The 12,523-nt window shown below is 62.1% G+C and carries 18 protein-coding genes; 11 read left to right on the top strand and 7 right to left on the bottom strand.

What is annotated here, in order from left to right; genetic code table 11:
* Positions 1-26: 26 nt before the first annotated feature.
* Positions 27-320 (bottom strand): DUF2218 domain-containing protein, encoded by a 294-nt coding sequence (locus NLY43_RS32140; protein WP_023702485.1) that lies wholly within the window; start codon positions 318-320, stop codon positions 27-29.
* 133 nt (positions 321-453) lie between these two features.
* A complete protein-coding gene (locus tag NLY43_RS32145; RefSeq protein WP_023667513.1) occupies positions 454-894 on the bottom strand; it encodes a VOC family protein in 441 nt (146 codons plus the stop codon).
* Between the two features lie 355 nt (positions 895-1,249).
* Here NLY43_RS32145 and NLY43_RS32150 point away from each other — a divergent pair, with 355 nt between their 5' ends.
* The 6 genes from NLY43_RS32150 to NLY43_RS32175 all read left to right on the top strand — a co-directional run bounded on the left by NLY43_RS32150 (position 1,250) and on the right by NLY43_RS32175 (position 4,652).
* On the top strand, positions 1,250-1,846 hold the full coding sequence (locus NLY43_RS32150; protein WP_031198162.1) for a cold-shock protein: 597 nt from the start codon (positions 1,250-1,252) through the stop codon (positions 1,844-1,846).
* A gap of 113 nt (positions 1,847-1,959) precedes the next feature.
* Positions 1,960-2,532, top strand: coding sequence for a DUF192 domain-containing protein (locus NLY43_RS32155; protein ID WP_023691205.1), 573 nt, complete (start codon positions 1,960-1,962; stop codon positions 2,530-2,532).
* Positions 2,533-2,542: 10 nt separating this feature from the next.
* Positions 2,543-3,310, top strand: coding sequence for an alpha/beta fold hydrolase (locus NLY43_RS32160; RefSeq protein ID WP_023710588.1), 768 nt, complete (start codon positions 2,543-2,545; stop codon positions 3,308-3,310).
* 57 nt (positions 3,311-3,367) lie between these two features.
* Positions 3,368-3,739 (top strand): hypothetical protein, encoded by a 372-nt coding sequence (locus tag NLY43_RS32165; RefSeq protein ID WP_023695388.1) that lies wholly within the window; start codon positions 3,368-3,370, stop codon positions 3,737-3,739.
* A 70-nt stretch (positions 3,740-3,809) separates the two neighbouring features.
* Entirely contained in the window at positions 3,810-4,124 is a 315-nt protein-coding gene (locus NLY43_RS32170) for a hypothetical protein (protein WP_023710587.1), read from the top strand.
* A gap of 57 nt (positions 4,125-4,181) precedes the next feature.
* Complete coding sequence (locus tag NLY43_RS32175) at positions 4,182-4,652, top strand: GNAT family N-acetyltransferase (protein WP_245263957.1); 471 nt, start codon at positions 4,182-4,184, stop codon at positions 4,650-4,652.
* On the opposite strand, the gene NLY43_RS32180 is transcribed toward NLY43_RS32175, so the two are convergent.
* A complete protein-coding gene (locus NLY43_RS32180; RefSeq protein ID WP_023695385.1) occupies positions 4,649-5,263 on the bottom strand; it encodes an HD domain-containing protein in 615 nt (204 codons plus the stop codon). The two genes, NLY43_RS32175 and NLY43_RS32180, sit on opposite strands and share 4 nt — an antisense overlap.
* Positions 5,264-5,396: 133 nt before the next feature.
* On the opposite strand from NLY43_RS32180, the gene cysE reads away from it, so the two are divergent.
* Both cysE and NLY43_RS32190 read left to right on the top strand, forming a co-directional pair.
* Positions 5,397-6,245: a serine O-acetyltransferase gene (cysE, locus tag NLY43_RS32185; protein ID WP_023695384.1), complete on the top strand. Its 849-nt coding sequence runs from the start codon at positions 5,397-5,399 to the stop codon at positions 6,243-6,245.
* A 255-nt stretch (positions 6,246-6,500) separates the two neighbouring features.
* Positions 6,501-6,704: a DUF3126 family protein gene (locus tag NLY43_RS32190; protein ID WP_006200852.1), complete on the top strand. Its 204-nt coding sequence runs from the start codon at positions 6,501-6,503 to the stop codon at positions 6,702-6,704.
* Positions 6,705-6,959: 255 nt separating this feature from the next.
* On the opposite strand, the gene NLY43_RS32195 is transcribed toward NLY43_RS32190, so the two are convergent.
* The gene (locus NLY43_RS32195; RefSeq protein ID WP_023710585.1) at positions 6,960-7,685 is read right to left on the bottom strand and encodes a hypothetical protein; all 726 of its coding nucleotides are present in this window, start codon (positions 7,683-7,685) and stop codon (positions 6,960-6,962) included.
* A gap of 110 nt (positions 7,686-7,795) precedes the next feature.
* Between NLY43_RS32195 and NLY43_RS32200 the strand changes: the two genes are divergently transcribed.
* Together NLY43_RS32200 and NLY43_RS32205 are read left to right on the top strand one after the other, a co-directional pair.
* Positions 7,796-8,164: a DUF6949 family protein gene (locus tag NLY43_RS32200; protein ID WP_023710584.1), complete on the top strand. Its 369-nt coding sequence runs from the start codon at positions 7,796-7,798 to the stop codon at positions 8,162-8,164.
* Between the two features lie 84 nt (positions 8,165-8,248).
* Positions 8,249-8,776, top strand: a complete 528-nt coding sequence (locus NLY43_RS32205) for a gamma carbonic anhydrase family protein (RefSeq protein WP_023710583.1) — start codon at positions 8,249-8,251, stop codon at positions 8,774-8,776.
* A 243-nt stretch (positions 8,777-9,019) separates the two neighbouring features.
* Here the strand turns inward: NLY43_RS32205 and NLY43_RS32210 are convergent, their stop codons facing one another.
* From NLY43_RS32210 to NLY43_RS32220, 3 genes are all read right to left on the bottom strand, one after another.
* The gene (locus NLY43_RS32210) at positions 9,020-9,628 is read right to left on the bottom strand and encodes a transglutaminase-like cysteine peptidase (RefSeq protein WP_023710582.1); all 609 of its coding nucleotides are present in this window, start codon (positions 9,626-9,628) and stop codon (positions 9,020-9,022) included.
* A gap of 287 nt (positions 9,629-9,915) precedes the next feature.
* The gene (locus tag NLY43_RS32215; RefSeq protein WP_023667501.1) at positions 9,916-10,533 is read right to left on the bottom strand and encodes a PilZ domain-containing protein; all 618 of its coding nucleotides are present in this window, start codon (positions 10,531-10,533) and stop codon (positions 9,916-9,918) included.
* A gap of 124 nt (positions 10,534-10,657) precedes the next feature.
* Positions 10,658-11,293 (bottom strand): PAS domain-containing protein, encoded by a 636-nt coding sequence (locus NLY43_RS32220; RefSeq protein WP_023706619.1) that lies wholly within the window; start codon positions 11,291-11,293, stop codon positions 10,658-10,660.
* Between the two features lie 400 nt (positions 11,294-11,693).
* Between NLY43_RS32220 and NLY43_RS32225 the strand changes: the two genes are divergently transcribed.
* Positions 11,694-12,461 (top strand): rhomboid family intramembrane serine protease, encoded by a 768-nt coding sequence (locus NLY43_RS32225; protein WP_023706620.1) that lies wholly within the window; start codon positions 11,694-11,696, stop codon positions 12,459-12,461.
* Positions 12,462-12,523 lie beyond the last annotated feature (62 nt).

Here is a 12,523-nt window from a genome sequence, read left to right on the forward strand (position 1 = left end):
CGTTCGGCGTTGCGGCTGACCGCAGATCAGGTCGCCGGAGCCTGCTTCCACTCGAAAGTCAGCTCCTCGCGGAAGGCGAAGCGCTTGATGTGATCGGCAACGACGCTCTCCATGCGCTCCAGCGATCCGCTTTCATCCGTCGACACCGTGATATGCAGCGCTGCCGCATCGGCATCGAGAACCGTGCGGCCGAGTGACAGATCGATGGTGCCGTGGTTCGGATCGAACTCGACGGGAAATTTGTGCGCCCAGTGCTTGCACAACTGCTGCAAATAGCGGCTGGCATACGCGGTGGAGACATCGGCACGGCTGGTCGGCATAAATCAATTCTCCTGGGTGAGGCACTGGCTTTGCTTGGCTGGCGCGACAGGCAGGTAAATAGGTGCCGTTGCTCGAAATGGCAAAGGCGGCCGGCTTGTCGGCGCGGCCGCCTCGCTCAAGATGGCGTGATCGCTACCAGGTGCCGGTGTTCGGCATCGATGCCCACGGCTCAGCCTTGGGCTTGGCCGGGCCCTTCTGCAGCAGTTCGAAGGAGATGCCGTCCGGCGACTTGACGAAGGCCATGTTGCCGTCGCGCGGCGGCCGGTTGATGATGACGCCATTGTCCATCAGATGCTGACAGGTGGCGTAGATGTCGTCGACCTCATAGGCGAGGTGGCCGAAATTGCGTCCGCCCTTATACTCCTCCGGGTCCCAATTGTAGGTCAGTTCGATCAGCGGCGCCTTCTCAGTGATGCCGCTTTCTACATCCTCGGAGGCGGCGAGGAAGATCAGCGTGAAGCGGCCCTGCTCGTTTTCGTAGCGGCGCACTTCCTTAAGGCCGAGCTTGTTGCAGTAGAAATCGAGCGAGACATCGACGTCGGCGACACGGACCATTGTGTGGAGGTAGCGCATGGGATTTCCTCGGGGATGTTTGGGTTGCGAGGCAACATAAGGTCCACCCCGCCGAAGGGCAACGAGCATCGACTGAAAGTGGTCACCGGTTTTGGAAAAATCAGATTGCTCTGACAAAAGCGTCGAACACAAGTGGTTGCCGATTTCGGCGAAATCCCTTGCAAATTGCCGACCGGTTGACCGCCTTGATGGATCGCCATTGCAGTCGGCAGCGACGCCGGCAAACAACAAGTCAGCTATTCCTGTATTCAACCGTGAAAAAAGGCACGGCAGGTCTTGCACACCCCGGAAGCGGCGGTGTTAATCTAATGTCAAGAATCACTTGCGGTTTTCTTGAAAAAAAGGGGGCGTTCTTATGGGGGATAAGGCCTCTTTCACGAGGCGGGATGAGAACCTTGACGACGCCCTGAAGCGCGACAGTGGCGGCGATACCGCCGACCTTGTCGAAATCGCCGGCGCCATCAAATGGTTCGACGTGGCCAAGGGCTACGGTTTCATACTACCCGATGACGGTTCTTCGGGCGACATCCTCCTCCATGTCACCTGCCTTCGAAAGGACGGTTTTCAGACGGCATTGGAGGGCGCGCGTGTCGTGTGCCTTGTCAAGCACGGCGACCGCGGTTTGCAGGCGTTCCGGGTGCTGTCCATGGACACCACTACGGCGGTCCATCCGGCCGAGATGCAGGAACAGCGCACCCATGTGGCGGTGACGCCGGAAAGCGGGCTCGAGCGGGCGCTGGTCAAGTGGTTCAACCGCACCAAGGGCTTCGGCTTTCTGACGCGCGGCGAGGGCACCGAGGATATCTTCGTCCATATGGAGACGCTGCGCCGCTATGGCATCACCGAGCTCAGGCCCGGACAGGTCGTGCTGGTGCGATTCGGACGCGGTGACAAGGGCCTCATGGCTGCCGAGATTCACCCCGATATGGGCACCTTGCCGGTCGCGCATTAGGACGCGAGCCTTCCTGAGGAAGTCAGGACGGCGTTTTTCTTGGTTTCACCACGATCTTATCCGAATACCTGAGACCACTTTTAGGGATCATGGTCTTTGGTCGAGGATTTCCAATGGCGTACAGGAACTGGCTGACAGCGGGCGCGCTCTGCGTCATCGTTGCGGTAGCCGCAGGCGCTTACTTCTATTCCGGGCAGCCGACCGCATCCCAGCAGACGATCGCCGGCGGTCAGGCGATGATCCTTCCCGTCGATCCGACACCCTTGGTCGTGGCGACGAAAGGGGGCGATAAATCCTTTTCGATCGAAGTCGCCGACACCGACTCGGAACGCGAGGCCGGCCTGATGTATCGCCAGGATATGGCCGACAATCATGGCATGCTGTTCGTCTTCGAGATGCAGAAGCAGGTCGGCTTCTGGATGCACAACACGCCGATGCCGCTCGACCTGATCTTTGTTGGACAGGACGGCAAGGTCCGGGCCGTCAAGCACGGCACTCCATTGTCCGATGCAGTCATCTCGCCGGGTGTGCCAGTGCGCTTCGTGCTGGAGCTCAAGGCCGGCACCGCCGCCAAAAACGGCATCGACCATGGCGATCTGCTGCGCCATCCGGCCGTCGGCACGGTGTCCGGCCCCGGCATGCCGCCATCGGACAAGGGCAACGCGCCCACGCCCGGCGCCGGCTGAGCCGCTCCCGATGCAATTCTTCTCCCATGACGGGTTCGACTTCGCCTTCCTCGACCGCCGGCCGGCGTCGGGGGCGGGCGATCCGGTGCTGATGATCCACGGCTTTGCCTCCAGCCACTATGTCAACTGGGTATCGCCCGGCTGGTTCAAGACGCTGAACGATGCCGGCTATCGCGCCATCGCCTTCGACAATCGCGGCCACGGCTCGTCGTTGAAAAGCTATGACGAGGCCGACTACACCCCGGCCAAAATGGCTTCGGACGCGGCGGCCCTGCTCGACCATCTCGGCATCGGCCGCGCGCATGTCATGGGCTATTCGATGGGCGCGCGCATCGCGGCGTTCCTGGCGCTGTCCGATCCCGACAAGGTGGCGACGCTGGTCTTCGGCGGCCTCGGCATCGGCATGGTCGACGGCGTCGGCGACTGGGATCCGATCGCCGAGGCGCTGCTGGCCGACGATCCGGCCGCCACCAGCCATCCGCGCGGTCGCTCCTTTCGCGCCTTTGCCGATCAGACGCGCAGCGACCGCCGGGCATTGGCTGCCTGCATCGCCACGTCGCGCGAACTGCTCAGCGAACACGACATGACGCGCATCGCCCAACCGACGCTGATTGCGGTCGGGACGACAGACGATATCGGCGGCTCGCCCGACGAGCTCGCCGCGCTGATGCCGAACGCCAAGGTGTTTCACATAGACGGCCGCGACCATATGCTGGCTGTGGGCGACAAGACCTTCAAGCAGCGGGTTTTGGAGTTTTATGCCGAAAATCCGCTTTAACCGGTAAGCGATTTTTCGGGCGATATGGATTGGGCGGCCGGCGAGGGGTGGCAAACAATGGCTCAATGGGGAAGAAGCGCCGACGCTCTGCCGGGCGCCGTCGTGACAAGCATGTTCGGCAAGCGTTCCGTCATCCTGGCGCTGCTCGCCTTCGGTGCCGGTGTGATAGCGCTGACCACAATGGTGGCGCTGCCGGCCCACGCATCCGAGCGTGCCCAGAACATCGCCACGGCTTTCTTCATGGCGGTTTTCCTGCTGGCAGGGCCGTTGGCGCATATTGCCGGATTGATTTTCGGGCTGATGGCGCTGGTGCGTTCGAACGATAGCCGCGTGCTTGGGGTCGTCGGCATCCTGCTCAACGGCGGCTCCCTGGCGGTTGGCTTCCTGCTGCTTGTGGCAATGGCATCGACGATCGGCGCTTTCACCTGATCGGGGACGAGTAATGGCCGGATGGGGAAGAAGCACGATAGCAATGCCCGGCGTGGCGGGGCGGAGCAGCTTGGGCAAACGCTCGGTGATCCTGGCCCTGCTGGCGTTCGCAATGGATTTTGCGGCGGTGGTCACGCTGGCGTTGATGCCAGGCGAGGCGTCGCTGGCCGCTCAAAACGTCCTCGGCGGGGTTTTTCTGGTGGTGTTTCTCGTTGCGGCGCCGCTGGCGCACATCACCGGCGTGGTTTTTGGCTTGATGGCACTGGGACGTTCAAACGACAATCGTGTCCTCGGCATCGTTGGTATCATCCTCAACGGGCTGTCGTTGGTGATCGGCCTGTTCTTTGTTTGGGCGGCCACCAAGTCCGTTGGCGCCTTCAGGTGATCGATCTTCGTCTGGCTTGCAGCCGGAGGCGGTGCCGCTTTTGTCACCTATATGGACATGCGCGAACCGAATTCGGCGCCGGCTTTCGACTGCCCGCTATCGGGCGCCACGGTGGCGCGTGAAACACTTGATGTGGCCGACTATATCAGCCTCTACCACGCGGTCGGCGAGCCCGTGCAATGGGACCAGCGGCTGCGCATGCCGGCGGAAGACCTCGAGCGCCTGCTGGCGCTGCCCTCGACACATATCCACGTGCTGCGCGTCGAGGGCGTGGCCGCTGGCCTGTGCGAATTCAACGGCGTCGGCCAGCCTGAGGTCGAGCTGGTTCATTTCGGGCTGATCCCCGTCTTCCACCGCCGCAGGTTTGGGCCATTCCTGCTCGACCAGCCGCTTCGCGCCGTCTGGTTGCATGCGCCGCAAAGGGTCTGGCTTCACACCGACACCTTCGATCACCCTGGCGCGCAAGCGGTTTACCGGCGTGCCGGTTTCAAAGCCTATGCGCAACGCATGGAGACCTTTCCGGATTAGGGTTTGAGCGTTTCGAGCGACCGCGCCATGTTTTGCCTGGCTTGGGGCTCGAACCTCTGGCGGAATTCCTGCGAGTGAAAAATATGCTGGCGCGCGAGGAAAGTCTTGAGAATCACGCCGCGGCCGGCGCGCCACATCGGCTCCTCGACCCAGCCATATTCGCGGCGGACCGCTTGTTCGTAGGCGTCGAAAGCGTCGGGTGACGCACCCAGGATCGCCAGGTCCATGTCGAGGAAAAGCGCTGCGTCGCGGAGGGCGTTCTCATCGGCAAGGCCCCGTGGTTGAAGGCTGGGCAGCTCATGCGTGGCGGTGGCGACGATCATCGCCGCTATGCGGCCGAGGCGCTCCGGATCGGTGCGGGCGCCAAGTTTGTCCTGAGCAAGTGCCGCACTCCTGGCCTCGTTGTCCTTGGCGCGGCTGTCATAGATGGCGTCATGGAACCAGATTGCGGCTTCGACGGCGCCGGAATCATGCAGCGATGCTCGATATTCGTCCGCCAGCGCCAGCAACGCCTCTATATGGGCGAGGTTGTGATAGTGGCGATCCGGAGCTTGATAGAGCCGGCAAAGCGCGCGTTTCAGCGGGGCGTCGATCAAGGGTTCGTTTTCCATGGCGGCTTGAATTTCCGTGAACCAAATCCATTTCACCGAGCACTAAGGAAAATTGAGTTCAATCGTGCTATGATCTGGCTTATATGTGCCGCCGGAGAATAGGCAAGCGGCCAGGACGCAGGACAAGACGTCGATGAACAGCATCAGCATTTCCCGCCCCACAAAGGTGCAGCCGGTCGATCCGATCTGGCGTTCGGTCCGCGACGAGGCGATGGAAGCGGTCAACCGCGACCCGCTTCTGGCGGCGTTCCTCTATTCGACCATCCTCAACCAGGAGAGCCTGGAGGAAGCTGTCATCCATCGGCTCGCCGAGCGGCTCGCGCATCAGGACATCGGCTCCGACCTCATCCGCCAGACGTTCAAGTCGATGCTGGCCGACGACAAGGAATGGTCGTCGATCGTTCGTGTCGACATCCAGGCCTATTACGACCGCGATCCGGCCTGCGACCGCTTCATCATGCCAGTGCTCTATTTCAAGGGTTTCCATGCCATCCAGACGCACAGGCTGGCACATTGGCTGTGGAATCAGGGCCGCAAGGATTTCGCGCTCTATCTGCAGAGCCGCTCGTCCTCGGTGTTCCAGACCGACATCAACCCGGCCGCCCGCATCGGCAAGGGCATCTTCATCGACCACGCCACCGGCCTCGTCGTCGGCGAGACGGCGGTGATCGAGGACGATGTGTCGATCCTGCACGGCGTGACGCTGGGCGGCACCGGCAAAGCCGGCGGCGACCGTCACCCCAAGATCCGTTACGGCGTGCTGATCGGCGCCGGCGCCAAGATTCTCGGCAATATCGAGATCGGCCATTGCTCGAAGATCGCGGCAGGCTCGGTCGTGCTGTCGCCGGTGCCGCACAACAAGACGGTTGCCGGCGTACCGGCCCGCGTCGTCGGCGAGACCGGCTGCGACCAGCCTTCGCGGCAGATGGACCAGCTTTTGCCGTCGCAGTCGATGGACCAGGTCGTCAGCTTCGACATCTGATTTGCAACACCCGGCGTGCCGGACTGAGTCCGGTTGCCGGCGCCGTTGCCTCTGGAGCATGATGCCGAAAAGTGTGAAGCGGTTTTCGGACGACATCATGCTCTACCTCCTTGATTTAGAGGCGGATTTGGATTCGACCTGAAATCATCCGGCTCCAGGGTTCGCGTTCTATCCAACCGGCTTGCCTTTACATCGCCATTGTCGACGTGCCAGAAGCGCGTTCCAACGAGCAAGCCCGACGATCGGAGAAGACTTTTGAAGCCGGACGAAATCAGAAAGCTGGACGCCTATTTCAAGCGCGTCTTCCAGAATCCCAAACTCGAGGTGAAGGCGCGGCCGCGCAAGGAAGATTCGGCCGAGGTCTATGTCGGCGACGAGTTCCTCGGCATCGTCTTCAAGGACGAGGACGACGGCGACTATAATTTCTCGATGGCGATCCTCGACATCGATCTGGCCTGAGCCCAGAGGGCTACGGACTTCGGCGATTGGCGGCAGCCACCTGCGCCATCGTCATCCCGGGGAGAAGCAGCCGCACAGCGGCGTCGCTGAGACCCTGGGATACATTCCGGGCCTCGGCTCAGGAATGTGGCGGTCCAGAACTGCCTCTGCTGCTTCCCAACAGTAATTCTGCACCGCTTCGCTGCCTTAAGGGCATGGAACGGATCCTCGGGTCCGCGCGGCTTCGCGCCCGTGTATGACAAAAGCAGAGGGCCGCTACCGTGCGGTCTTTAAGACGCGCGTGGCCTCGGCAACGATAGCGGCGTCAAGCGCCGGCCAGTTGCCCAGCAACTCCCGGGGAAAGCGGTAGGTCAGGCTGAGGCTGTCGCCGACCTGGATGTCCCGCTCGCAGGGCGCCAGCGATTCCTCGGCGCTCGGTCCGCTCAGGCAGCGGGCGACGAACGGGTCCTTGCCGGGCCGGCCGGCGACCGCGAGCACCTCGTTGAGATAGCCTGATTTTTCCGTAAAACCGTAAATCGTCGTGCCGCCGGGGCCGGGCGCGCCGGGCTGGCTGATGAGCGCGCTGTAGATCGGCGCGAAACGGCCGCTCATGTCGCGCGACATCATCTGCGGTTCGAACGACAGGAAGATGATGTTTTTGGCCGTGCCCGTGTGGTTGAAATCGTCGCGTGCGGCTTCGCTGTAACCGTCCATCTGGGGATAGCGCAGATAGAGGTCGAGGCGCGAAGCGATGCCGTCGCGCCGCGCCTGTAGGAAGCGGATGGCGTTGGCCGGCACGGCAATGACATTGTTGCCGATCACCACCCGGTGGACCGTGGAGTCGTCGGTGTAGCCGGCCATGGCGATCGAGCGGCCGAACCATTTTCCGCCAAGGCTGATCGCCAGCGACAGCAGCGCCAGTGCGGCAAAGGCATAGAACACCCGCTTCATCAGCACGGAATCGACGACGTTGAACTCTTCGGCGGTCGCTGCCTGCTTCATCGCAATCCCCATAGTCGCCGCCGTCTGTCCCTGGGCGGCACACATGCCGTGGCACGGCTCTTGCTGCGCTGGACGCGACTGTGCGATCTCATGGTAAACGGAAGGTAAAGATGAGCCTGCTGCTGCCCGTTCTCTTCGCTTCTGCAGTCGGCCTCACTGCCTGCGGGCTTACCGGGTCCGTGATGGAACTGGCGGCGGGCCGCCGGCTTGCCTTTGCCGAGCCTTATGTGTCGCCGGCGTACATCCTGCGCTCGCTGGCCGCGACCGCTTGCGCCGGTCCGTTCATGCTCGCCAACGATGCGCTCGATGCGCGGCGCGAAGGCCGCATTTCGATGCTGATGCTGGTGTCCTGCGGCTGCACGGTGATCGCCTGGGCGCTGGCGCTGGGCATCGTGCTGATCGCCATTGCCTCCTGGGGCATTGGCTCTCCTGGTGCGCTTCAGCTTTTGGTGGAATCGCTGGCGCGGTATTTGCCTTGAGGCAATTGCTGGGGAAACCGCTACGCGGTTTTCCCAGGATTGTTCTAGGGTTTGTCCCGGCCTGCGACGAATCGGAGACTGGAAATGCCGACCTATGCAATCGACGGAAAATCGCCCCGTTTCGAGGATGCCGACAGCAACTGGATCGCGCCCGATGCGACCTTGATCGGCGACATCAGCGTCGGTCGCAATGCCGGCTTCTGGTTTGGCGCAGTCATCCGCGGTGACAATGAGCCGATCGTCGTCGGTGCCGACAGCAATGTCCAGGAGCATACGGTGATGCACACCGATCCCGGCTTTCCGCTGACGATAGGGCAAGGCTGCACCATCGGCCACCGCGCCTTGCTGCATGGCTGCACGATCGGCGACAACAGCCTGATCGGCATGGGCACCATCGTGCTCAACGGCGCCAGGATCGGCAGGAATTGCCTGGTCGGCGCCGGCGCACTGGTCACCGAAGGCAAGGAGTTCCCCGACAATTGCCTGATCGTCGGCTCGCCCGCGCGGGTGATCAGGACGCTGGACGATGCCGCGGTCGCCAGGCTGCGCGCCTCGGCCGCGCACTATGTCGCCAACGGCAAGCGCTTCAAGGCCGGGCTGAAGAAGGCCTGAACTCTATTCCTGTTTGACGATGATCTTTCCCGAACGGCGGGTCAGCGCAGCAAAAATCGTTTCTCGCTTTCGCTGACGCGGTCCTTCGGTTCGGGATCATGGTCTGAAATGGTGGAGCCGGCCCGGGGACGGGGCCGGCTCCTTAAAACCCGGTCGTTGGGGACGGGGAGGGTGGGGACTCGACCGGGCTTTCTCGTTAGGCACGTCGCATTATTCGATGTGCTTGACCTCTGTAATGGCGTCCTAGCGGACGCTGGCGACCGCGTCGGCGCGGCCGTCGTTGATCGTCACCCACACGCCGGAATTCTGGTCGGACTGGCGCTTCAGGTAGGTGTAGTCGGTGTCGGTCCAGGACAGCACCTTGGACTCCAGATTATCGAGGATGAACTCGCCGAGGCTGGTGCGCACGGTCAGCACCGCATGGCCGTCGCCATTTTGTTGGCGCGCCACGGTCATCAAGAGATTGCCGGCGGGAACGCCAAGCGCCATCAATTCGCGGCGCTTCTCCAGCGCATAATCCTCGCAGTCGCCGAAGCCGCTGTCGGGATAGGACCAGACCTCTTCCTTGCCCCACATTTCCATGTCGGTGCGCGGCACGATCCGGGTGTTGACAGAATTGTTGACGTCGACGATCGCCGCCCACAGCTTGCGGGTCAGTTCGACCGGTGTCTGCTTCGGCGTGCGCTGAGCGCATTCCTGCGGCAGCTTCTGGCAGAATTCGTAGTGACCGACCGGCTGTGTCGTGCGGCCGCCAGTGTGCATGTAGGCCGGTCCTGCTGCTTGCGCCGTTCCCCAAGCGGGAAGCTGCATCGCCATTGCCAAGAGCAACAGCTTGCCCCACGTCTTTGCCATTCGTCAGTCTCCCCGTTTGAGGAGACAATGACAGCGTTGGATTTATTTGACGCAAAAACCCGAAGTAGACATTGAGTAAAACCCCAATAGAATAAGCGTAAAATTTGATCTATTTTAATATAAAATCGTTCAGGGTCTCGGCGTAAAACCGCGGTGTCGGAGGCGCGGATTCCGGGTGGAGCCGTGGATTTGCGAGTGCCGCTACAAGCTGCAGAGGCAGGCGGAACGCCGGCAACAAAAACCGGCCGCGCAGGGCGGGTTCGTCTTTGCTGCCTGTTGCCGATCGTTCAGGCGCGCGGAGCGTTGAACTCGGAATCGAGCGTTTCCGGGCGCTGGATGACGGCGAATTCGATGGCGACGCCATCCTCGAAATGACGCACCACCTGGCCACGCATGGTGCCCAGCATCACCTGGATGCCGAGCGCCGGCTTGACGTCGATCTCGACCGCCGCGCCCGACAGCGACAGGTCGATGATGCGGCACTGGTACTGCCGCCCATCGGTGAGCTGCAGCACGCTTGTCGGGTTGCGCGGCGCCACGCGTTCGTGGCGGCGGTCTTCCGGCAGGTCGAGTTCATGCTTGTTGGCGAGCCAGGTCAACTGCGCGGCCAGTTTGTCCTTCTTGCGATCCGAGGCAATGACGGTCATGGCAAAGCCGTCCTGCGAAGTGCGCGTCACCACGCCCTCGATGCGGCCGATATGATCGATATAGGCAATGATTTTTTCGCCCGGCATGCCGACGCGCTCGGTGCGCAGCGCGACATTGCCCGGCGACATATCGACGACCTGGCAGGGGTGCTCGGTGCGGTCCTCCAGCATGAAGCGCCCGTAGATCTTGACCCGGACGCGCTGAAAATTACGCCTTTCGGCGCGGGACGGTGCGTATTCGACCGCCGCTGACCTCATGACTGCCTACACCCCGTTGGCATTCCCGCGTCGTGCGTGGAATCTCGGCAAAAACTACAGCCAAGCAGGTTAACAAAGGGGAAAAGCGGGCCGCCGATAGTTAAGATTAGCGCCGGCTTGGAGACTATTGCTCGCGCCCGCCGTCGAACACGACGAGGTGGCGGATACGGCGCGACCGACCGAGCGCCGAGATGGTCTCCGGCGCTTCGAGTTCGGGAGCCAACGACGGAACGGATATTTCCGGCCGGTTTTTCAGGAACATCGGGTCCTTGTCGGGATCGATGACGTGGATGGCATCGATCAGCGCATCGGTGATCGGGTCGGCGCCCAGCCAGAACGGCTTTTCCACGGCGCTGATGACGCCGAGGCAGCGCGGGTTCTCGACGCCGCCATCGAGCGGCAGCGCAAGCAGTTCGAAGTGGTTGGAACGGCCGCTGCGGCTGAACCCCTCATAAGTGATCAGCACCACGGATTTCTGCTCGAAAACCCCGTGAATGAGGCGCGACACCAGCCGCTGGTCCTTCTCACGCCATAGCGAGGGGAACGAAAAACCCTTGAGCTCGCGGCCGTAGCCGGCGCAAAGCCTGGTGCCGGCAAGCCGGAACACCGCTTCGCCACGCGTATCCCTTTCCAGGATGAAGGTGTCGGCCAAAAGCGCCTTGATGTCGGCAGGTTCGATCTCCGAACGCTTTGGGGCAGGACGTCCACCACGCAGGCGATTCCAATAATGGAACAGCGCGATTGATCCGTTCTGGTTCATGCTATTAAACTCCGCGCATTCTGCCGTCTGATGGTCCCATCGGTGAACAGAAAGGGCGCCCTCCGATGACCTACATGCGTTCCGGAGCAGGATGCGTGCCAGCGTCGTTAAGACTTGTTCACGGGTCGGGGGCGTTAAGGTTAACAAGTGGTTTACGTTGCGCGCGCAGGCTTGCCATGGCACACCAAAACCACTCCAGAAGCGGTCGTTTCGCGACGACCAACAGCACTTCGGTCAATAGTTTTAGGGGAGCAGGGGGCTCGACCAGCCGTTCAAGGGAAACCTTGGACGGCTTCTTTTTGATTCGCGGTTTGTGATTCGCGCTTTGTGATTCGTAGTTTGTGATTTGTCCGGGCATGGCCTAGATGCTCGCGACACGCAAATCCCTGGATCAGAGCATATGAGCGAACCGGCCGGCCCCCTGGAGACCGAACAGACCGCGGAGGCGCCGCCGCCGCGCCGCGAGCCGGTGTTCAACCTGCCACCGGCGGTGCTGGCGGTGATCGGCATCTGCGTTGCCGTCTTCCTGCTGCAGCAATATGTGCTGACCGAAGAGCAGCAGATAACATTGCTCACCGACGGCGCCTTCATTCCGGTCCTCTACACCGGCCAATACGGTTTCGACTGGTTCCTCTTCACCCGTCCTTTCACCTATGCCTTCATGCATGGTGGCGTTGCCCACATTGCCATCAACATGGTTGCGCTGGCCGCCTTCGGGTCGCCGCTGGCCAACCGTCTCGGCTGGTTCTGGTTCGCCTTGTTTTTCGCCGCCACCGGGCTGGCCGCGGTGGTGCTGTTCTGGGCGGTCCATCCATACGGCGAAGCACCGCTGGTCGGCGCTTCCGGGGCGATATCGGGCATGATGGGTGCGGCGGCTCGCTTCGGGTTCCGTACCGACCGCTCCTCCGGCAGGGCGGCCTTTGCCGGTCCCGTGCTGCCGATCGCAGTCGTTTTGCGCATGCGCGGCGTCGTCAATTTTCTCGGCGCCTGGATGGTCATCAATCTCGCCACCGGCCTTTACGGTCTCGGGCTCGGAGAACCCGGCCAGATCGCCTGGGAAGCGCACATTGGCGGCCTCGTCGCAGGCTTCTTCGGATTGCGCTGGTTCGACCGGCGCTGGCGGGCGCCTGAATGGGAGATCCCCGACGACCAGCGCACCCCCCACTAGCGCACTCTATTGGCGCACCCCACTGGCACACCCCACTGGCACACTTGAAAAGCAACCGATCA

The organism is Mesorhizobium sp. C416B (assembly GCF_030323165.1).
Classification (GTDB): domain Bacteria; phylum Pseudomonadota; class Alphaproteobacteria; order Rhizobiales; family Rhizobiaceae; genus Mesorhizobium.

Bases quoted from the DNA above. Each gene is read 5' to 3' on its own strand.
- NLY43_RS32180 (WP_023695385.1), bottom strand. From the start codon at position 5,263: ATGGAAAACGAACCCTTGATCGACGCCCCGCTGAAACGCGCGCTTTGC.
- cysE (WP_023695384.1), top strand. From the start codon at position 5,397: ATGAACAGCATCAGCATTTCCCGCCCCACAAAGGTGCAGCCGGTCGAT.
- NLY43_RS32150 (WP_031198162.1), top strand. From the start codon at position 1,250: ATGGGGGATAAGGCCTCTTTCACGAGGCGGGATGAGAACCTTGACGAC.
- NLY43_RS32160 (WP_023710588.1), top strand. From the start codon at position 2,543: ATGCAATTCTTCTCCCATGACGGGTTCGACTTCGCCTTCCTCGACCGC.
- NLY43_RS32205 (WP_023710583.1), top strand. From the start codon at position 8,249: ATGCCGACCTATGCAATCGACGGAAAATCGCCCCGTTTCGAGGATGCC.
- NLY43_RS32140 (WP_023702485.1), bottom strand. From the start codon at position 320: ATGCCGACCAGCCGTGCCGATGTCTCCACCGCGTATGCCAGCCGCTAT.
- NLY43_RS32210 (WP_023710582.1), bottom strand. From the start codon at position 9,628: ATGGCAAAGACGTGGGGCAAGCTGTTGCTCTTGGCAATGGCGATGCAG.
- NLY43_RS32195 (WP_023710585.1), bottom strand. From the start codon at position 7,685: ATGAAGCAGGCAGCGACCGCCGAAGAGTTCAACGTCGTCGATTCCGTG.
- NLY43_RS32200 (WP_023710584.1), top strand. From the start codon at position 7,796: ATGAGCCTGCTGCTGCCCGTTCTCTTCGCTTCTGCAGTCGGCCTCACT.
- NLY43_RS32165 (WP_023695388.1), top strand. From the start codon at position 3,368: ATGGCTCAATGGGGAAGAAGCGCCGACGCTCTGCCGGGCGCCGTCGTG.
- NLY43_RS32220 (WP_023706619.1), bottom strand. From the start codon at position 11,293: ATGAACCAGAACGGATCAATCGCGCTGTTCCATTATTGGAATCGCCTG.
- NLY43_RS32175 (WP_245263957.1), top strand. From the start codon at position 4,182: ATGCGCGAACCGAATTCGGCGCCGGCTTTCGACTGCCCGCTATCGGGC.
- NLY43_RS32145 (WP_023667513.1), bottom strand. From the start codon at position 894: ATGCGCTACCTCCACACAATGGTCCGTGTCGCCGACGTCGATGTCTCG.
- NLY43_RS32215 (WP_023667501.1), bottom strand. From the start codon at position 10,533: ATGAGGTCAGCGGCGGTCGAATACGCACCGTCCCGCGCCGAAAGGCGT.
- NLY43_RS32225 (WP_023706620.1), top strand. From the start codon at position 11,694: ATGAGCGAACCGGCCGGCCCCCTGGAGACCGAACAGACCGCGGAGGCG.
- NLY43_RS32155 (WP_023691205.1), top strand. From the start codon at position 1,960: ATGGCGTACAGGAACTGGCTGACAGCGGGCGCGCTCTGCGTCATCGTT.